This window comes from Clostridium sediminicola, from assembly GCF_050402865.1.
In the GTDB taxonomy this organism is placed as follows: Bacteria; Bacillota; Clostridia; order Clostridiales; family Clostridiaceae; genus Clostridium_AF; species Clostridium_AF sediminicola.
The window spans coordinates 1-20050 of sequence record NZ_BAABMF010000026.1 but is presented as its reverse complement, the minus strand read 5'-3'; the positions used below and the strand labels follow the sequence as shown (position 1 = coordinate 20050).

Genomic DNA, 20050 nt, shown 5'->3' with positions numbered 1-20050 from the left:
AAAAATTCTTTCTTGAAGATTGCATATTTTTGAATGAAAAGTAGAACTAATCCTTAAGCCGACTCTTAGGATAATTCTCTTGCAGAAAATCTTTAACTAAGCCTTTACCATCTTCGATGATGAAACAATGAGCTTTTGCTGCGCAAAAGGAATTTTTTTATCTTTCATTTAATTAAAAGCTTTCGTTTACGAAAGGTATCATGAACTTGTCACTTATCACTTGTAACTTGTCACTATAAATTTCGAACTTCTTCGCAATTTATAAAGATAGTCCTGTGATTCAGAGTTATTTTTTTGATTTATCTGATTTTTTACCATTAGTATTATTTTTAATATCATTATTATTTTTATGAGAATTACCATTATTATTTTTATTAGAATTATCATTTTTATTTTTGTTTTTATTATAATTAGAGTTTTCATTAGGATGTGATTTAGAATTATTTTTTGATTCATTTGAGTCCTTGTTTTTAGCATTGTTTTTAAAATCAGTATCTTTTGTTGGATTTTTTATGTTGTTTTTATCACTTTCATCGTGTATATTTGGTTTCCCATTTAATTTTTCTGATTTTTGATTATTATTATTATTATTATTATTATTTAAGTTTTCATTTTGTTTATTCTTTTCAATATTGGAATTTACAATTTCTATATTTATTGGTAAATTAGCTGAATCAATTTTGCTCTTCAAATTTTTTTCATTATTATGATTATTTGAATCTTTAATAGTTAATGTTAAATCTTCACTAGTATCTTCATTTTCAAATGATTTCTTAGTAGTTTCTAATATCTTTTGAAGTCCATTATTAATAGAATTGTGTTTTACAGAGGTTTCTTTTATAATCGCTTTTCCCTCATTATTTAATCCATTTACAGAAATAATTTTATCCCATTTATTAGTTTTTATTTCTATTTCGGCTACACCACCTAGTACAAATGTTGATGTTGGGGTATAGTAAGCGTAAGCCTCTACACTACCAAATATAAAGAAGAGAAAAACAGCAGCAGTAGCGATTAGTTTTCTCAAAGGTAGTTTTGTATAAATTTCACCAGTATAGATACTACCCATTTCTAAAAGGGATTTATTCCTTTTAACGTGAACAAACTCTCCGCTATCTGTCATAAGTGTTATTTTATTATTTTTAATATCCATGACTATTCCTGTTTTAGTTTTCATTGGTATCACCTACCTTAATAGATAAATATGATTTTATATAATTGTACTCATCATTTGAAAGTATGAGTATCAAAGCAATTATATATCTTCTCCATTTCTCGATAAATTTCTTTTTATATCCAGTTAAGAGAAGTATATTTTTTACTGGTAAAAGAGATTTAGAGTTCATATAATCAATGATTGAATCATCATTAATGCAGATTAATGAAAGATTTAAAAGTTTCTCTCTAGTATCCTTGTGTTTCGGAGAAGAATCTACTAAATCTTTAAATTTGATTTTAAATTTTTTTAGTTCAGAAGTAAGCAACATTATTTCTGATGCTCTGGCTTGATTTTCAATATGTATTTGGTATTGAGATAATGAACTTTTGTGGTCTAGGTAATTAGTGGAATCCTTTGATTCGTATAGAAGGTATATATTTTTCTCCTTTTTTCGAAAATAATCAATAAGAGAATTTCTTATAACTGCTGATGCATAGGTATGAAAATTACCTTTTTTATCATTAAAGGAATCACAAGCCTTATTAAAAGCGATAAGTGAGATACTGAGTTCATCATCGTTATTCCAATCTAAATTCCTTTTACAAATACTAAAAGCAACTCTATAGATAAAAGGTTTGTTCTCTTCAATAAATAATGTTCTTTTGTCGTTAGTTAAACTGTTCATATATGGACACCTCATAATTTATAGATAACATATGTAAACTTGAGTTACAGTAATTATCTATATTTATATACGAAAAATTTTTATTTTTTATGGGGGTACTTTAAAAGATTCGATATAATTTAACTCAATTAAAAATAAAATTAAAAAGTATAATAAATTTTAAACCTACCCCCCTAAATTATAAAACATTAACGTAAATATAGTCAAAAGATAAATTTACTTAGGGAGGAAATACATATGAAAAAATTAGGTATATTATTAGCAGGTCTATTTGTAAGTTTAAACATTTTTACACCGGTTTTAGCAGAAGGGGAAACATCATTTAAGGAAGAAGCAGGAATTACTCCAGATAGTATGTTATACCCTATAGACAAACTAATTGATGAAGTATCAGTAGTATTAACATTTGATGAAGAAAAGAAAGTGGAAGCCTTAACAGAAATTGCAGAAGAAAGACTTGGGGAAAGTGAAGTTATGGCTGAAGAAGGGGAAGATGATTTAGTTGAAGAAGCACTTGTAGGTTACGAAGAGAAGATGAATGAAGCTACTGAAGTTGTAGAAAAAATTATTGAAGAATCTCAAGAAGAAGATGAAATTGATATTGAAAAAGAAGTTATTGAAGAAGTAGTAGTAGATACAGAACAAGAAGATAAAATTGATGAATTAATGGAACTTATAACGGAACAACAAGAAAAATCTATTGAAGTTCTAGAACAGTTACAAGAATCAGTTAGTGATGAAGCTAAAACAAAATTAGAAAAAGTTTTAGAAATGCAAGTAGAGAAAAAAGAAGCTGTTGCAAACATGGTTGAAAAAAGGCATGAATTCAACGAACAAAAGAAAATACTAAATAAGGCAAAAGTAGAATTAAAAAAAGCGTCTCTAAAGGGTGATGAAGAATCAGTACAAAATGCTGAGGAAGAATATCAATTAAAATTAAAAGATTATAATACTGCAAAAAAAGAGTTACGAGAAGCAAAAAATCAACACAAAAAGGTAGTAAAAGATTATTCTGGTAAAGGTAAAAAAGAGGCAGAAGACAAAGAAAACGACATAGATGATGATATAGATGAAGAAGACAATGAGAATATTGATGAGATAGCCGATAATGAAGAAGAGGATATTGTTGTTGAAGAAGGAATTGAAGATAGTGATGAAGATGATGCAGTAGAAGAAGTCGAAGATAAAGATGAAAACGATGATGAAGATGAAGACAAAGATGAAGACAGAGATGAAGATGAAGACAAAGATGAAGATGAAGACAGAGATGAAGATGAAGACAAAGATGAAGATGAAGACAGAGATGAAGAGGAAAGTAAAGTAAAAGGACAAAAGAAGATAGAAGAAAGTAAAAAAGAAAATATCAAAAATCAAAGAGAAAAGAAGCAACCAGAAGTAAAAGATAATCAGAAGAAGAAAGTAAAAAATAGAGAATAAGATAAGTATTAATATAATTAGCATACTAGGCTAAAAGTCCATTAGAATTTACATATTCTATTGGACTTTTTAAATATATATGCATTTGTTCCTATTTTAAAGAATAATGATAATTATTAGAGAATACGATTATTATTTATATTTCTAAATTACCAAAATTTGAATACAGATGGGGTGATTGGTATAAGACTAAAGTTTAAAAAGTATAATAGAAAGTATTCCAGAAGTTGTGCAGAACTTATAAAAACAACATGGGATTTAGAAGAAGGATTTAAAAATCCAAAAAAAGTAGATAGTATATATCAATACTTTCTTAAGTCATGTATAAACTATTCGGAACATTTAGATATTATTGTAGATGAAAATGACAATGTAAAAGGATTACTATTCGGGAGTATAGAAGATGAAACTTACCCACAAATGGTAAAATACATGATTAGAACACTAGAAATTAATTTATGGGCGTTTTTTAATTTGATTATAGGAAACTTCGGAGATAGAGAAGTAGCTCTAAATATGAAGAATGATAATAACTCAATTGATAAATTAGGAGAGGCATATGCTAAAGAATTTGATAGTGAAATAAATTTATTTATTGTAAGCCCAGAACTACGAGGAGAGGGATATGGAATAAAACTTATGAATCGATATATTGAGTTTTGTAAAGAAAATGAGTTACACAGGATATTTTTGTGGACTGAATTAAGTTGCTCTTATTCTTTCTACGAGAAATATGGGTTTAAACTGTACAAAAAGTTTTATCATGAAAGTTTAACTGAAGGAGACAAAGATAAACTTAATGGTTTAATATATTACTACACTATATGAAAAAATCAGTCTATTAATTTACTTTAATTATATACCTCATACTTTTAGCATATTATTTATAAAGAAAGAATTTATAGGATGTAAAATGCGGAAATATAGGAGGACTAATGAGTAATTATAGGAGGAAAAAAAACACAACAAATAAAAATAAATATAAAAATAATAATATTAATAATAAAAAAAATAAAGAACAAAGTCATGATGTTATATTTTCTGAAACTGATAGAGTGGAGAATGTTGAACAATTTATTGGTAAACCGTATTTATCAGATGATTCTATAGGTAAGAAAGAGTCATTAAGTAATAATGATGATGAAAGTATAATTGATTCTACAATTGATAAAACCGCAACGAAATTAAAATCTATCAATATTATTAAAGAAGAAATTTGCAAATTACCATTGGATCCTTGCGAAAAAGAATATATAGACAATAGCATTTTACCGATATTGACTGTTTTGGATGAATTATCTAGAGTTTCTGTAAATTTATCGGGTTCAGTTAGTGTTTTAACTAATTCGCCAATAGTCCCTAGGAAAAGATCAAAAATAAAAGATACGATTGATTTAATATATGATATTAATGAACAATGTGAAGATGTATATGATGTAGTAAAAAAAAGAATAGATGCATTGGTAGATTGTGTTAAGTAAATTTGGATTAGGGACAGTAGGTAGATTTGTGTAAAAACAAAACTACCTACTGTCCCTGAAAATTATTTCATTAAAAAACTTGTTTCCTAAAGATGTAATATCAAATTATTTACAAAGTTTTAATTTTTCTTGATCATCATAAACTCTTACGAATTTTATTGAATAAATATCACACATTAGCAAATCATTAGAACCAGATTCTCTAAGGACAATATAACTAATTCCTACTTCAAGTAATATACCTTCTCTATCAATTAACATACTAGTTCCAATCAAAAATTCAACTTTAATATATAATCCAATTTTAGTAGCTAACCAACCTTGAGTGTAGGCTGTACCTTCCGTTACTGGTGTTAATTGACGGTTTTCATCCTTTGGTAAATCTAAGGTCTCTTTTTTTGATGGAAAAGTTGGTTCTTTCGAATCAAAATAACTTTCATCAGGTTGAGGTATAGTTTCCTCTAAACATCTTGTAGGCATTGGGACAAACATTGGAAATGGCATAAAAGTATTAGGCATTTTTGTATACATAAAAAACCTCCTAGATTTTTTTGGAAATAATTTATAAAAATTATATGAATAAACAACAAAATTAAGTTTATGTTTCCGCATAAAGTTCTGTAGGATTATAGAAGCAGTGTTCACCAACTCTAACTTGTAAACTACCTACACCATTTTTGGGAAAAATTTGAACGCAAACAGGTTTGAAAGGATTAAAATACCATAATGAATCACCAGTAGTATATAGTCTATTACCAGCTAATGCCCAGTCTGCAATTTGATAATGTATTTCATCTGGTGGGCTAGCCCAGATAGTCTGAGGGTTAGCTATCCCTTTTAAAACAGAAGTTGCACAGTCAAATTGGCCTGTTTGATAAATAATCTTTCTTAAATCGCCTTGACCAACTCTTTGATATTCACCATAAGGGACATTAACTCTATTCATAACGACCGAAGCAACAGCTTTCATTCCATTTTCGCCTTCACCACCGGCCTCACATTTTATAATTCTGGCTAATAATTCTCTTGCACTATAAGCCAATTAATTTCACATCCTTAATTTTACTTATAATATCAATATATTACTAAAATAAAAATATGTTATAAAATTCTTATGAACGGTAGACATTTAGCACAATTTCCAATAAAGTGGCTGGAAAAAAGGAATAAAGGTTAATAATTTAAATGAAATCCAGTAGAGTTTAATTAGTCTTCTGGATTTTTATATTTTAAGAAATTTAATATAAAAAATATAAAATTATTATCAATTAAAGGTTTTCATTGATAAAATGATAATTGACATATGAATAAAATGATAATATAATATAAAACATATTAATCAATTAATAAATTGATAAAACGATAGAATGTATATTATCAGATTAATAATTAAGTTATGATGAAAGCTATTCTTTATATTTCTATAATTATTAATTTGTAAAATAAAAGGGGGATAAATTTATGGACTTAACAAATGTAAGTATCGCAATTGATAACACGTGGGTACTAATAGCTACAACATTGGTATTCTTTATGCAAGCTGGTTTTACAATGGTTGAGACAGGTTTTACAAGAGCTAAAAATGCTTCAAACATTATCATGAAGAATTTAATGGATTTTTCAGTAGGGTCATTGATTTATTGGGTTTTAGGATTTGTAATAATGTTTGGCGTAGATAAAGGCGGAATTATTGGAACAGGCAGTTTGTTTTCTAAAGGAAGCTTTGAACACTTAGGATTAAGTATTCCAGTATCAACATTTCTAATATTTCAAACTGTTTTCTGTGCAACTGCAGCAACGATAGTTTCAGGAGCTATGGCAGAAAGAACAAAGTTTAAATCATATTTGCTTTATAGTTTCTTTTTAAGTGCAATTATTTATCCTGTTATAGGTCACTGGATTTGGGGTGGTGGATGGTTAGGAAAAATTGGGTTCCATGACTTTGCGGGTTCAACTGTAGTTCACTCAGTTGGAGGTTGGGCTGCATTAGTAGGTGCCGCTATTATCGGACCTAGAATAGGTAAGTATGGTGAAAATGGAGAAGTAAATGCCATTCCAGCTCATAACATTACATTAGGCGCTTTAGGAGTATTTATTTTATGGTTCGGATGGTTTGGATTTAACCCTGGATCAACTCTTTCAGGAATGGACTTTATATCTACAGGACATATTTTTATAACAACAAATCTTGCTGCTTCAATGGGTGCTGTTGTAGCAATGACCATTACATGGATTAAGAATGGAAAGCCCGATGTTGGATTTACATTAAATGGTGCATTAGCTGGTTTAGTTGGAATTACTGCTGGTTGTGATATTGTAAGTTCTGCAGGAGCAGTAGCCATAGGTTTCTGTGCAGGAATTGTAGTAGTATTTGGAGCTGAGATTGTTGAAAGAAAATTAAAAGTAGATGACCCCGTTGGTGCTGTGGCAGTTCACGGTTTGTGTGGAGCTTTTGGAACTATTTTAGTAGGTGTATTTGCTACTGAAGGCGGAATAATGTATGGTGGTGGTGCTGGATTATTAGGTGTGCAAACTATAGGTGTATTTGCTGTTGGAGTTTGGACAATAGGTACAGCATTTGTATTATTCAAGACTATAGATGTTACTGTTGGTTTAAGAGTAAGTGAAATGGAAGAGAAAGTTGGTTTAGATATTAAAGAACATGGAACTTCTGCTTACCCTTGTTTTTATACTAAAGCGAAAGTAAATATTCAAGAAAAGATTTTAGAAAAATAACAAATTTACTATAAGTATTATTAGTTTACAGTTAACTGAGAACTCTCTACTGTAAACTATTTTTTTGTAGCATAACCATTTAATTTTTTGTACATAATAAAAAGGGACTAAGAAAAGGAGTTTACTTAATGTGCAGAGAAGCTAAAATCCTATTGGTTGTAAGTTGTTTATTTACTTTTGCTATGGGATTATCGAATATATTTATTAACATATTTTTTTGGAATAAGACAAATGATTTTATTGTTATAGCAGTTTATAATCTAATGCATTATATAACAACACCAGTAGCTTTTATTTTAGCAGCATATTTTGCTAAAAAAAAGAATGGTATATTGTCTTTAAGAATAGGTCTTTTAATATTTGCATTATTTTATTTACTATTACTATATGCCGGCAGTGATGGAGTAAAATACATTTATTTATTAGGACTATTATATGGTGTTGCAGCAGGCTTTTATTGGCTTGCATTCAATGTTCTTAGTTTTGATTTTACTAGTATATATAATAGAGATACTTTTTATGGATATAATGGAGCATCAGCTGGAATAGCAGCTGCCATATCTCCTATAACATCGGCATATATTATTAGTAGATTTGAGGGAACACTAGGTTATAAAATAGTTTTTATTATAACATTAATATTATTTTTAATTCTTATATTCATAAGTGCTATATTGAAATGTGAAAATTATAGTCAAAAATTAAATCTTAGAAGAATTTTTTTTACTGACTGCAATCAGTGGAGAGTACTTAGAAAATCAATAATAAGCTGGGGATTTAGGGATGTTATTATTATATTTATAATCAATATATTAGTTATAGAAACAACTCAAAACGAGCTTACTCTAGGAAAATTAGCATTATTAGCTTCATTAATATCGTCTAGCTCATATATTTTGGTGCAGAGAATAATAAAACCTCCTAATAGAAGAAAAGCTATACTAATAGGAACTATAGGATCATTTTTAGCTATAGGAGGATTGATTATGAATGTTAGTATTTGGACATTATTATTTTATGTTGTCATGGATGCATTCTTCTTACCATTTTTTATTATTCAGCAAAATTCTTCCGTGTTTAATATTATTGATAGAAACCACGAAGAGGATATGAGAGTAGAATATATAATTAATAAGGATATTGCATTAAATACAGGTAGAATAATTAGTTCAATTATTTTGATTGTCCTTCTAATGAAATTTGATAACTTTGAAATTTTAAAATTTTATTTAGGGTTTATTGGTTTAGCACCAGTGATTTCAGGATATTTTCTAAGGAAAGTTATACAGAGAAGCTGATTTAAATGACAGATTAGAGATAGGGCATATTATATATACAGACAAAACAAATCAACTATAAATCTATACAAGTCATTAACTCATTGATGACTTGTATAGATTTTGTACATGTATAGATTAAGCTTACTTATGGTTTGTTTATAGATAAACTACTTAGTGTCTTTAGCTTATGTTTTCCAAATTCAAACCATGACATTCAAGAACAGGTGTTACAAATAAAAAGCCAACTCCTGGGTTATTATTATAATCCAGTTCAGTATTAATTGTGTCGATAACTTTTCTAAGTTTAGGTTCTTCTCGAATAACACTAATAATTGTTTTGTTATAAGGTTTTGTACCTTCTAAAATTCTTCTTAAACCAGCAAATATAGGAATATCTACATTATTATTTATTAATATTTTTCCCATACCAACACTATCCACAGTAGTTGCACCGCAGTGATTTTCATAGAAAATTTCTAAAATATCATCTAGTTTACTCACATCATTTAAAATTAAACAAATTGCGTACATATACATAACTCCTTTATATTTTTGCTTCTTTTGCTTTTATTATAGCATTTTTAGTTGATATTGGGCCAATTAATTCAGTAATTATTGTAGTTCCTAATAGAATGGTAATGACAAGTGAACCTAAATTTGTACCTTGGAATTCTCTACTTACTATGATAGCTAAGCCTACAGCAACACCTACCTGAGAGAATAAACCAAATCCAATATATTTTTTGACAGCTGTAGGTGCATTTGAAATAATTCCTCCTAATGTTGCTCCCATTACTTTACCTAACATTCTAAATAATAAATAGGAAGTACCGATTAATCCGATTTGAGGAAGAAGCGATATGTTTAGTCTTGAACCAGCCAATATGAAAAAAGCAGCAATAATTGGAGCAGAAAAACTTTCTAAATTTGAAAAAGCTTTTCTGCTATAGGAAGAAATATTTGAAACCATAACACCTATTGTCATGGAAGATAGCAAAGGAGATAAATTATATCTTAATGAAATTCCAATATTTATTATTATTATTCCAATAACAAAAGTTAGTAATTCACCACTCTTTTTTGATTTCGCTAAGAGATATACTAATACTATACCTAAAAAGGAGCCTAAAAATAAGGATAGAATAATTTCTGCAAATGGATGAAACAATACCTTATACATAGTAAGTGGTTCGTGTTTTAAAAATACTTTTGCAATAGATGAAGCTATTGAGTATATCATTAAACATATCGCATCATCAACGGCAACAACGCCTAAAAGAGTAGATGTCAAAGGTCCTTTGGCATTACATTCTTTTAGAACCATAATTGTTGCAGCTGGAGCAGTAGCAGAAGCAACTGCTCCTAATATCAAAGAAGTTGGTAGGTCTTTTGTGAGTAATAACATTATGAAAGTTACTAGAAAAAAGGCTCCTAGTGCTTCAAAAGTTGCTATTATAAAAATGGGTTTACCTAATTTTTTTATAACGGAAACTTCCAATTCGCTTCCTATGTTAAAAGCAATAATACCAAGTGCAAAATCGCTGATAAATGAGAGCTCTTCAATCATTTGAGCATTTACGATTTTGAATCCTGATATTCCTATAATTAAACCTGTAATTATATAACCAGCAACAGCTGGAATTTTAAAATGATTGGTAACTTGTCCTAAAATAATCCCTAAAATGATTGCAATACCTAAACTAATGAATGAATTCATGAAATTGACACCTCTATTTTTACAAATTTAAAATCTAAATAATATATTAGTCTTATTTTTTTATTAAGTAAAATACCATTACACCTAATTTTCTCTTAAATATAATAAGATATAAACGAAATTATGTATAAATAGATATCAGCCAAAGAATTGCTAGGTTATGAAACGGTTTCATGATATTTGAAAAAAATCTATATGTATATAGAAGTACAAAAATAGAATAAAAAGGAAAAGAAATGTGATATAATTATTAATGTGGTTAAACCACAAAAAGTAAGTTGAACTAAAATCGACCACAATATCTACCGCAGATTGGTGCGTTCTGACGCTATATATTATAGTCGAAGTTCAGCTAAATTACTTTTTATGGAATAACATTAATATAAATTATAAATACTTTGGGGGGAATATTATGTCAACAATTAAATCTTTTGACAGAACAGAATTATTCTATACAAAAGATGTACCAGAAAACGTAAAAGCTGTTATAGTAGTTGTTCATGGTTTATGTGAACATTTAGGTAGATATGATTACGTTACTAATAAAATTAATGAATATGGTTATGGAGTATACCGATTCGATAATAGAGGCCATGGGAAATCAGGTGGAGATAGAGGCTATGTAGATAACTTTAAGGATTTTATGCTGGATACTGATAAAATAGTTGATTTAGCAATAAAAGAAAATCCTGATAAACCTATTTTTATGTTAGGCCATAGTATGGGGGGATACATAACTGCTGCATATGGAGTAATGTACAAAAATAAGTTAAAGGGACAAGTACTCTCAGGAGCAGCAATTATTGACCTTCCTATATTTTCTGATTTAAAGGAAAGTAGAGAATTTGAAAGTAACCCTAGAGGTAAATCTCCTAATGCTTTGTCAAAATTAATTTGTAGAGATGAGGAAGTAGTGAAAGATTATGAAGAAGATCCATTAGTACTGAAAGAAACAAATCTTAAACTTTTAGGAGAAGTTTTTGTTAATGGTAGCTCATGGTTGACTCAAAATATGAAAGAATACGAGTATCCATGCTATATTCTACACGGTGGAAATGATCAAATTGTAACTAATAAATCATCAAAATGGATGTATGATAATATTAATTCCTCAGATAAAACTATTAAAATATATGATGAGTGTTATCACGAAATACTAAATGAAAAAGAAGAAAAGGATATAGTAATTGAAGATATCCACAAATGGATAGAAAATAGACTGTAGTAATAAAAAGGCAAATATACTGGGAAAGTCCACCGCTTTCTAGCTATATTTGCCTTTTGTAGTATATGAAAGTCACCACTTGTAAATACTTTGTAAAGAATAAAGCTATTATATTAAAATTTATAACTTCATTATGTAGAATATTTATATAAGATATGAGTTTATAAATTCAATGTAAAGGGTGATAGATTTGATTAAAGCCAAAAAGAAATTTATTGTTACAATAGCATTATGTGTACCATTGATATTAATAATAGCAGGATGCAGTATTAATAAATCACTAGATAATAGTTTATCTACAAAGAATGATAAAGAAAACAATACTATTATTGAAAAATATAATAAAAAAATAGATTTGATTAATCCAGAAGGAAAAACAGTGGAAGAAAGATTTAATGTACCAGAGGGATTTAAGAGAGTGTCTGTAGATAGAAAATCTTTCCAAAATTATTTGAGAGATTTGCCTTTAAAACCTCATGGATCTGTTGTACATTACTTTGATGGAAGAGAGAAAGACAGAAATAATGTTTATATAGGAGTAGTAGATTTAGATGTAGGTGATAGAGATTTACAACAATGTGCAGATGCAGTAATGCGACTAAGAGCTGAATACTTGTACCAAAATAAAATGTATGATAATATTCAATTTCATTTTGTTAATGGATTTAATTGTAACTATTCAAAATGGAAACAAGGGTATAGAGTTGCTATAGAAGGCAATAACACAAGTTGGGTAAAAAAATATTCTCCTGATGATAGCTATAAGTCTTTTAGAAATTATTTGAATGTTGTATTTGCATATGCAAGTACTTTGTCTTTAGATAAAGAATTAGTTTCTGTAGAAAAAGAAGATATGAAAATAGGAGATGTATTTATAAGAGGTGGAAGCCCCGGTCATGCAGTTATAGTAGTAGATATGGCAGTAAATGAAGATACAGGTGAGAAACTTTTCATGTTGGCACAGAGTTATATGCCAGCACAAGAAATACAAATTTTAGTGAACAATAACAATGAAGAAATTAGTCCCTGGTACAGTAATGATTTTATCGGGGAATTAAGTACACCAGAATGGAGATTTGATGAAGAGGAATTGAAATCATTCTAATAGAACACTTGATCGTTTGCGATAGAAATAAAAAACGAACTAAATTATTGCGAAATTATTCTAATAATAACAGATTAAAACATAACTAAATAAAAAAGAATAGTTAATATTTGTTTATTATTTTAAATAATAGAATAAGGTGAGTTTGAATGAAAGAAGTTTATATGCTTCTTTTATTTTTTTATAGAATTTTAATATTTACTTGAGAAAGAGTTTATAATAACAATGTACAATGGAATACATAGGGTGGTTTAACTTAGGATAAAAGAATCTAGGAGGTTGTGTAATGGGGAAAAATGAAATTACAACATCAAATAATAATGATCTAATTAATGAAGCGCGTAAAAAGAAAAAAAGAAGAAAAATTGTAATTCTATCAGCGGTAACTATAGTTGTTGTTGGAGCCTTCTTTTTTATAACTAATGGTAAACGTAATACTAAGGATATTGTTCAAGTAAAAACAGGTAAAGTTCAAAAGGGAGATATTGAATCATATTTTGCTACAACTGCTAACATTCAATCAAATTATGTGAAGAAGTATTATGCTCCATCAAATGCAAAAGTAGAGAAAGTAGCTTTTAGTGTAGGAGATGAGGTAAAAGCAGGACAAATATTAGTATCCTATGAAGCTCAAGATTATAGTAGTAGTATTGCACAAAATCAAATCCAGTATGAAAATGCAGTGATTTCTAAACAAGATTTGCTAGAACAAAATAAAGAGGCTCAAAAAATGGTTGATAGTATCAACAGTGATATTAAAGCTTTAAACGCTCAAATAGAAGATTTACAGTCACAATTGGATGAATTGAATAATACTAATGAAGATGGTTCGAAAAATATTCAGATAAATGAATTAAATTTCCAAATGAATTCTTTAAATACTCAAATTGAATCATTAGAAAAACAAAGAGATTCTGTAATGTTTATTTCAGATTCAAGGATAAAACAAGCAGATAATTCAATAAAACTTGCAAAAATCAGTCTTGATAATGTGAAAGAACAAAGAGATAAGGGAGTAAACACTATTGTAGCAGAAAAAGATGGAGTTATAACATTGGTGAATTCCTTTGAAGGGGCTATGGATAATGTTGCGCAACCTTCAATAGAAATAATGGACGTTAAAGATTTAAAAGCTATTGTTTACGTTAATAAATATGAAGCAAGTTCTATTGAAATTGGTGATAAAGCTATTATTGATAATGGAAATAAAGAATATAACGGAGAGATTACATTTATTGCACCAAGTGCAGAAAAAGGAACATCTACATTGAAATTAGAAGTACTAATAGCTGATGAAGATGAAAATTTGAAAATTAATTTTGATACTGATGTTGATATTTTAACAGATACTGCAACAGATGTGATGAGTATTCCTGTTGAAGCTATAAAAACTGATAAGACAGGTAGGGAATACGTCTTTGTTCTTGTGGATAATAAAGCTGTAGAAAAAGATGTAACTATAGGTGTTCAATCTGATGATAGTGCTGAAGTAATTGAAGGATTATCAATAGATGAGGAAGTAATATTAAATCCAAGTACAGAAATAGTAAATGGTACAATGGTGACTACTGATCTTACTAATACAAAAAAAGGAAAATCGTTATTCGGAAATATGGGGAAACGTCCTGGTGTAGATAAGAATGGAGATTCTATAGGAGGAGAATAAAATGATTGAAGTAAAGAATATTGTAAAAAGGTATGTAACTGGATCAATTGATTTTACAGCATTAAAAAGTATTTCTCTTAAAATAGAAGAAGGAGAATTTACTTCGATAATGGGACCTTCTGGATCTGGTAAATCAACACTTATGAATATACTAGGTTGCTTAGATCGACTAGATAGTGGAGAATATATTCTAAATGGAAATAATGTTTCTACTCTAAGTGATAATGAACTTGCGATAATTAGAAACAAAGAAATTGGATTTGTGTTTCAATCATTTAATTTGCTACCTAGAATATCTGTTCTTGAAAATGTCGAATTACCTATGGTATATGCAGGTGTTCCTAGAAAAGAAAGAAGAGAAAAGGCATTATTAGCTTTAGATAAAGTAGGACTTTCGGATAGGGTACATCATAAACCAAATGAGATATCTGGTGGTCAAAAGCAAAGGGTTGCAATTGCTAGAGCAATAGTGAATAAGCCAAATGTAATTATGGCTGATGAGCCAACGGGAAACTTAGATAGTAAATCTACTAATGATATAATAAGTATTTTCCAGAAACTAAATGATGAAGGAGCAACAGTAGTAATGGTTACACATGAGCCAGATGTAGCTCAATACTCTAAAAGAATAGTTACATTTAAAGATGGTGAAATTGTAAAAGATCAAGAGGTAAAAAATAGATTAAGAATAACTGGATAAAGGTGATAATATGAAAATTTTCGAAAATTTAAAAATGGCAGTAGGAAGCATAATTTCGAATAAAATGCGTTCTTTCTTAACAATGCTAGGTATTATTATTGGAATTAGCTCAGTTATTGCTATTGTTTCACTTGGTGCAGGTGGGCAGAGCTCTATAACAAGTGAGTTTGAAAAAATAGGGGCTTCATCTATTACTGTATCTGTGGATGCAAGCTCTGCTAGCACAAGTGATTACATTACACTAAAAGATGTAGAGGCCATAAATGAAAAAGTTAATAATATTAAATACATATCACCTACCTTGACTCAACGAGGTAAAGCTATAACAGATAAAACAACCTTAAGCGCAACTATAAATGCTGGAAATGAATTTTATGATGAAATAAATAATATAGAAATAGTTTATGGTAGGTTTTTTAATAATAATGATGTTAATAGCGCAAAGTATGTTGCTGTTGTAGACGAGACAACTGCTATAGAAATGTTTGGCTATGAAGATGTAGTGGGACAAAGTTTTAAAATTGGAATTGAAGGAAATGAAAAAAAGTTTACAATAATTGGGGTTAAAAAAGCATCTAGCAATATGGGACCTCCTAGGGATGTCACTGCTGAAGTTTATGTACCAATTACTACTTTTGAATATTTATATCCAGATACTAATGATATAAGTTCACTAAAATTTGTGGCTACTACTCAGGAAGAAGCTGAAGAAGTTGGAAATGCAACCGTATCAATTTTAGAGGCTAGACATAATAATAGAGGTAAAAATCTATATTCAACAATGAGTATAGGGGATATATTGGAGCAAATAAACAGTGTACTTGGGATTTTTACTACATTTATAAGTGCAGTTGCAGGAATTTCGCTAGTAGTAGGTGGTATAGGAGTTATGAATATAATGCTTGTATCTGTAACTGAAAGAACAAGAGAAATAGGAATTAGGAAGGCTATAGGAGCAACAACAACTAATATTATGGTACAGTTTTTAACAGAATCAGCTATTATATCTTTAATAGGTGGAATAATTGGGATGTTACTCGGAATTATTGGAGCTGAAATTGCAGGCGGATTTATGGGAGTGGACCCAGAAGTTTCAATAACTGTTGTTTTAGGCACAATATTATTTTCTTCAGCAATAGGCATTTTCTTTGGTATTTATCCTGCTAGAAAAGCGGCTAGACTTAAACCTATAGATGCTCTAAGGTATGAATAAATCAATATTCTTACTTAGGGTTTATATGGAATTTCCCTACAAAATATGGTAATATATTACTATAATTGTTAGGGGGAACTATAAATGAAAGTTGGTTTAATAAGATGTTTACAAACAGAGGATTCAGTAAGAATTATTGATTATACTCATTAATAATTGAATGGAGGTTGGCTATGATTTATCTTGATTACAATGCGACTACACCTATTGATAAAAGAGTAATAGATGTTATGCAAGAAATTATGACAAAACATTTTGGGAATCCGTCTAGTAGTCATGAGCTAGGACAGTTTACAAAAAAAGTAGTTGAAGATAGCAGAAAAAAAGTGGCTTCATTATTTAATTGTTCTTCTGATGAAATTATATTTACAAGTGGTGGTAGCGAATCCAATAATATGGTTATAAAGGGTGTTGCATATACATTTAGGAATAAAGGAAATCATATAATTACCACAAGAACTGAACATCCTGCTATTCTTAACCCACTAAAATTTTTAGAGCAAAATGGATACGAAGTTACTTATTTACCTGTTGATGAATATGGAATTGTTAGTGTTTCAGATATAAAAAATGCTATAACTGACAAAACAATTTTGATTACAGTAATGCATGCAAATAATGAAACAGGGACGATACAACCAATTGAAGAAATAGCAGAAATTTGTGTCAAGAACAATATATTATTTCATACGGATGCTTCTCAGTCAATAGGCAAGATACCAATCGATATTAAAAAAATTGGAGTGGATTTTCTAACGATTGCAGGGCATAAGCTATATGCACCTAAAGGAGTTGGAGCTTTATATATACGTGAAGGTCTTAATATTGAACCATTAATTCATGGAGCTGGACATGAATTTGGAAAAAGAGCTGGCACAGAAAATATAATTTTTGATGTTGGTCTCGGTAAAGCTTGTGAGATAGTTAATGATGATTTCAAAAATAGAAAGAATAATGCAATAAAAGAATTAACTAAATATTTTTATGATAGCTTAATAGAAAACTTTGGTGAAAAAATTAAATTGAATGGACACTCAACAAAAAGGTTGCCAAATACATTGAATATAAGTTTTTTAGAACATAATGCTTTGGAGATAATTAGAGAATTGAAAAATGTTGCAGTATCAACTGGCTCTGCATGCCATTCTGGGCTAACTACAATTTCTCCAGTATTGGATGCTATGGGAGTTTCAAAAGAAATAGGAAGTGGGGCCATACGATTTAGTCTTGGAAGGTTTACAACTAAAAATGAAATTGATACTGTTGTAGAAAAATTAAAAAAAATTATTTTATTCTAATTGGTTTATGAAAAATATTATGATATAATTAAGTAATAAAATTAAATAAATGCACAATGAAGTGCTAAATAAAAAGCGATGAAGCTTGTTAGGGAATTTCTATTATTCCTTAACAAGCTTTTTTTATTGCTAGCTCTGTTTTATATGTTGATTAATACATAATTAAAACTTAGCATTATACTATGGAGGGATGTTATGGATTTGCTACAAAAAATTTTTGATGCAGGTGTTGTTGGAGCTGGAGGTGCAGGTTTTCCAACTCATGTTAAGTTGAATTGTAAAGTTGAGTTCTTGATTGTTAATGGGTCTGAATGTGAACCACTTTTAAAAACAGATCAATATCTCATGAAAACAAAGGCTGATGAAATAATCAAAGCACTTGAAGAAATGTCAAAAACACTAGGTGTTAAAAGAACAGTTATTGCTCTTAAAAAGAAATATAAAGAGCAAATAGATAGTTTAAGGAAGTCTATAGAAAATTTAAATTCAAATGTTGAATTGCATCTTATGGATAATTTTTATCCTGCAGGGGATGAACAGATTCTTGTTTGTGAAGTGACAGGAAGGTCAATACCACCTGGAGGAATTCCGTTAAAGGTTGGGGCAGTGGTATCGAATGTTGCCACGGTAGTTAATATTTATGAAGCTATGAATGATAATCCTGTTACTGACCATCATGTTGCAGTTTTAGGTGATGTCAGAAATCCGATACTTCTAAAAGTGCCTATTGGAACTTCAGTTATAAAGTGTATCGAAGAAGCTGGGGGATCAATTCTTAATGATTATAGTGTTATTTTAGGCGGCCCTATGATGGGAAAAACAATAGACAAAGAAGAATTAGATGACAAGTTTATAACTAAAACAAATAGCGCAATTATTGTAATTCCAAAGGATCACTATATTATAAATAGAAGTAAAAGTTCTATCAAGCATATACTAAATAGAGCAAAGTCAGCTTGTATCCAATGTTCATATTGTACCGAAATGTGTCCTAGATATTTAATAGGACATCCTTTGAAGCCGCATAAAATAATGAGAGCAGTATCCTTATCTGAAAAAAGTGAAATTATCAAGGAAGCACTAATATGTTGTGAATGTGGAGTGTGTGAATTATATGCTTGTCCTATGGGATTATCACCAAGAAGAGTAAATATATATTTAAAAAATATATTAAGAGAAAATGGAATAAAGTATGATAACAACCAAAAGGACCCTAGTCAACATGAACAACGTGAAAACAGAAAAATACCTGCTAAAAGACTTATTTCCAGGTTGGATTTAAATAGATATGAACATCAAAAGGTAGATGGATTAAAAGCAATAGAAATATCAAAAGTTAATATACCATTAAAACAACATATTGGTGCACCTGCCCAGGCTATAGTTAGTGTAGGCGATTTTGTTGAAAAAGGGCAGTTGATTGGAACGATGAAAGAAGGGGCACTAGGCTCAAATGTCCATGCTAGTATTAGTGGAAAAGTTATTGAAGTTAGTAGTGAAATAATTATTGAGAGTGAAAATAGTGAGGTGATATAATATGAATACAATAGGTATGATTGAGTTAAATAGTATAGCAAAAGGAATTGAAACAGCTGATTATATGGTGAAGGCAGCTGATGTAGAATTAATTATGGCAAAGCCAATTTGTCCTGGCAAGTACATAGTTTTAATTTCAGGGGATGTTGGTGCAGTTAATTCATCTGTAGAAGTTGGGTTAGATGCTGGAGGTCAGTATATTGTTGATAAATTATTATTACCAAGAGTACATCCTCAACTGATAGGTGCCATAAACATGTCTACTGAGATTGATAATGTTAATGCTATAGGAGTATTAGAATATTTCAGTATTGCTACTGCCGTAGTTGGAGCTGATGCTGCTGCAAAAGCTGCTCAAGTAAAGTTGATAGAAGTTAGATTAGGGGTTGGTATAGGTGGAAAAGCCTTTGTTACTCTTAGTGGAGATGTAAGCGCTGTGAAGGCAGCTGTAGATGCAGGTGCAAAGGTTGGAACAGATAGTGGGTTATTAGTTAATAAAGTAGTTATACCATCCCCTACAAAAGAAGTGTTTAACAAATTACTTTGATAAATTATTGACAAATTTTGTTTTATATAATATAATGATGCTGGTAAAAATTTTATAAACTAATGTACAATGACGTGCAATGATTAGCAATGAAGCTTCTGGAGAATATATTTTCTCTCAGAAGCTTTTTTTATTGATTAGACCAGTTATAAAAAGTCAATAGTTTTTTTAGAGAAAATTATTTTGAAAAAAAAGTATACTTAATAAACCATCATTTATATACAAACAATGGACAAAGAATAGTTTGGAAATATACGTTAAACAA

The 20050-nt window shown here is 29.3% G+C and carries 19 protein-coding genes; 13 read left to right on the top strand and 6 right to left on the bottom strand.

Annotation, left to right across the window (positions count from 1 at the left end):
* Positions 1 to 286 precede the first annotated feature (286 nt).
* Positions 287 to 1177, bottom strand: a complete 891-nt coding sequence (locus ACQ3F0_RS24100) for an anti-sigma factor domain-containing protein (protein WP_428868350.1) — start codon at positions 1175 to 1177, stop codon at positions 287 to 289.
* Complete coding sequence (gene sigI, locus ACQ3F0_RS24095) at positions 1167 to 1844, bottom strand: RNA polymerase sigma-I factor (RefSeq protein ID WP_428868349.1); 678 nt, start codon at positions 1842 to 1844, stop codon at positions 1167 to 1169. The genes ACQ3F0_RS24100 and sigI overlap by 11 nt, the downstream gene beginning before the upstream one ends.
* Before the next feature lie 237 nt (positions 1845 to 2081).
* Between sigI and ACQ3F0_RS24090 the strand changes: the two genes are divergently transcribed.
* The 3 genes from ACQ3F0_RS24090 to ACQ3F0_RS24080 all read left to right on the top strand — a co-directional run bounded on the left by ACQ3F0_RS24090 (position 2082) and on the right by ACQ3F0_RS24080 (position 4762).
* The gene (locus ACQ3F0_RS24090; RefSeq protein ID WP_428868348.1) at positions 2082 to 3281 is read left to right on the top strand and encodes a DUF5667 domain-containing protein; all 1200 of its coding nucleotides are present in this window, start codon (positions 2082 to 2084) and stop codon (positions 3279 to 3281) included.
* A 174-nt stretch (positions 3282 to 3455) separates the two neighbouring features.
* Positions 3456 to 4109, top strand: a complete 654-nt coding sequence (locus tag ACQ3F0_RS24085; protein WP_428868347.1) for a GNAT family N-acetyltransferase — start codon at positions 3456 to 3458, stop codon at positions 4107 to 4109.
* Positions 4110 to 4216: 107 nt separating this feature from the next.
* On the top strand, positions 4217 to 4762 hold the full coding sequence (locus tag ACQ3F0_RS24080; RefSeq protein WP_428868346.1) for a hypothetical protein: 546 nt from the start codon (positions 4217 to 4219) through the stop codon (positions 4760 to 4762).
* A 105-nt stretch (positions 4763 to 4867) separates the two neighbouring features.
* On the opposite strand, the gene ACQ3F0_RS24075 is transcribed toward ACQ3F0_RS24080, so the two are convergent.
* Positions 4868 to 5293 (bottom strand): hypothetical protein, encoded by a 426-nt coding sequence (locus tag ACQ3F0_RS24075; RefSeq protein ID WP_428868345.1) that lies wholly within the window; start codon positions 5291 to 5293, stop codon positions 4868 to 4870.
* 67 nt (positions 5294 to 5360) lie between these two features.
* The gene (locus tag ACQ3F0_RS24070; RefSeq protein ID WP_428868344.1) at positions 5361 to 5804 is read right to left on the bottom strand and encodes a cell wall hydrolase; all 444 of its coding nucleotides are present in this window, start codon (positions 5802 to 5804) and stop codon (positions 5361 to 5363) included.
* Positions 5805 to 6223: 419 nt separating this feature from the next.
* On the opposite strand from ACQ3F0_RS24070, the gene ACQ3F0_RS24065 reads away from it, so the two are divergent.
* Together ACQ3F0_RS24065 and ACQ3F0_RS24060 are read left to right on the top strand one after the other, a co-directional pair.
* Complete coding sequence (locus ACQ3F0_RS24065; RefSeq protein WP_428868343.1) at positions 6224 to 7498, top strand: ammonium transporter; 1275 nt, start codon at positions 6224 to 6226, stop codon at positions 7496 to 7498.
* Between the two features lie 128 nt (positions 7499 to 7626).
* Entirely contained in the window at positions 7627 to 8796 is a 1170-nt protein-coding gene (locus ACQ3F0_RS24060) for an MFS transporter (protein WP_428868342.1), read from the top strand.
* 162 nt (positions 8797 to 8958) lie between these two features.
* Here ACQ3F0_RS24060 and ACQ3F0_RS24055 read toward each other — a convergent pair whose 3' ends face one another.
* Both ACQ3F0_RS24055 and ACQ3F0_RS24050 read right to left on the bottom strand, forming a co-directional pair.
* The gene (locus tag ACQ3F0_RS24055; protein ID WP_428868341.1) at positions 8959 to 9309 is read right to left on the bottom strand and encodes a hypothetical protein; all 351 of its coding nucleotides are present in this window, start codon (positions 9307 to 9309) and stop codon (positions 8959 to 8961) included.
* Between the two features lie 13 nt (positions 9310 to 9322).
* A complete protein-coding gene (locus tag ACQ3F0_RS24050) occupies positions 9323 to 10495 on the bottom strand; it encodes a cation:proton antiporter (protein ID WP_428868340.1) in 1173 nt (390 codons plus the stop codon).
* Positions 10496 to 10907: 412 nt separating this feature from the next.
* Here ACQ3F0_RS24050 and ACQ3F0_RS24045 point away from each other — a divergent pair, with 412 nt between their 5' ends.
* The 8 genes from ACQ3F0_RS24045 to ACQ3F0_RS24010 all read left to right on the top strand — a co-directional run bounded on the left by ACQ3F0_RS24045 (position 10908) and on the right by ACQ3F0_RS24010 (position 19785).
* Positions 10908 to 11720 (top strand): alpha/beta hydrolase, encoded by an 813-nt coding sequence (locus ACQ3F0_RS24045; RefSeq protein ID WP_428868339.1) that lies wholly within the window; start codon positions 10908 to 10910, stop codon positions 11718 to 11720.
* Positions 11721 to 11910: 190 nt separating this feature from the next.
* A complete protein-coding gene (locus ACQ3F0_RS24040; RefSeq protein WP_428868338.1) occupies positions 11911 to 12825 on the top strand; it encodes a DUF4846 domain-containing protein in 915 nt (304 codons plus the stop codon).
* Positions 12826 to 13111: 286 nt separating this feature from the next.
* Positions 13112 to 14491 carry an efflux RND transporter periplasmic adaptor subunit gene (locus ACQ3F0_RS24035; RefSeq protein ID WP_428868337.1) on the top strand — a complete coding sequence of 460 codons (1380 nt, stop codon included), beginning with the start codon at positions 13112 to 13114 and terminating at the stop codon, positions 14489 to 14491.
* Between the two features lies 1 nt (position 14492).
* Positions 14493 to 15191 carry an ABC transporter ATP-binding protein gene (locus tag ACQ3F0_RS24030; RefSeq protein WP_428868336.1) on the top strand — a complete coding sequence of 233 codons (699 nt, stop codon included), beginning with the start codon at positions 14493 to 14495 and terminating at the stop codon, positions 15189 to 15191.
* 10 nt (positions 15192 to 15201) lie between these two features.
* Entirely contained in the window at positions 15202 to 16404 is a 1203-nt protein-coding gene (locus ACQ3F0_RS24025; RefSeq protein ID WP_428868335.1) for an ABC transporter permease, read from the top strand.
* Positions 16405 to 16577: 173 nt separating this feature from the next.
* The gene (locus tag ACQ3F0_RS24020) at positions 16578 to 17702 is read left to right on the top strand and encodes a cysteine desulfurase family protein (protein WP_428868334.1); all 1125 of its coding nucleotides are present in this window, start codon (positions 16578 to 16580) and stop codon (positions 17700 to 17702) included.
* Positions 17703 to 17897: 195 nt separating this feature from the next.
* Complete coding sequence (locus tag ACQ3F0_RS24015) at positions 17898 to 19238, top strand: 4Fe-4S dicluster domain-containing protein (protein ID WP_428868333.1); 1341 nt, start codon at positions 17898 to 17900, stop codon at positions 19236 to 19238.
* Between the two features lies 1 nt (position 19239).
* A complete protein-coding gene (locus ACQ3F0_RS24010) occupies positions 19240 to 19785 on the top strand; it encodes a BMC domain-containing protein (RefSeq protein WP_428868332.1) in 546 nt (181 codons plus the stop codon).
* The last annotated feature ends 265 nt before the right edge of the window (positions 19786 to 20050 follow it).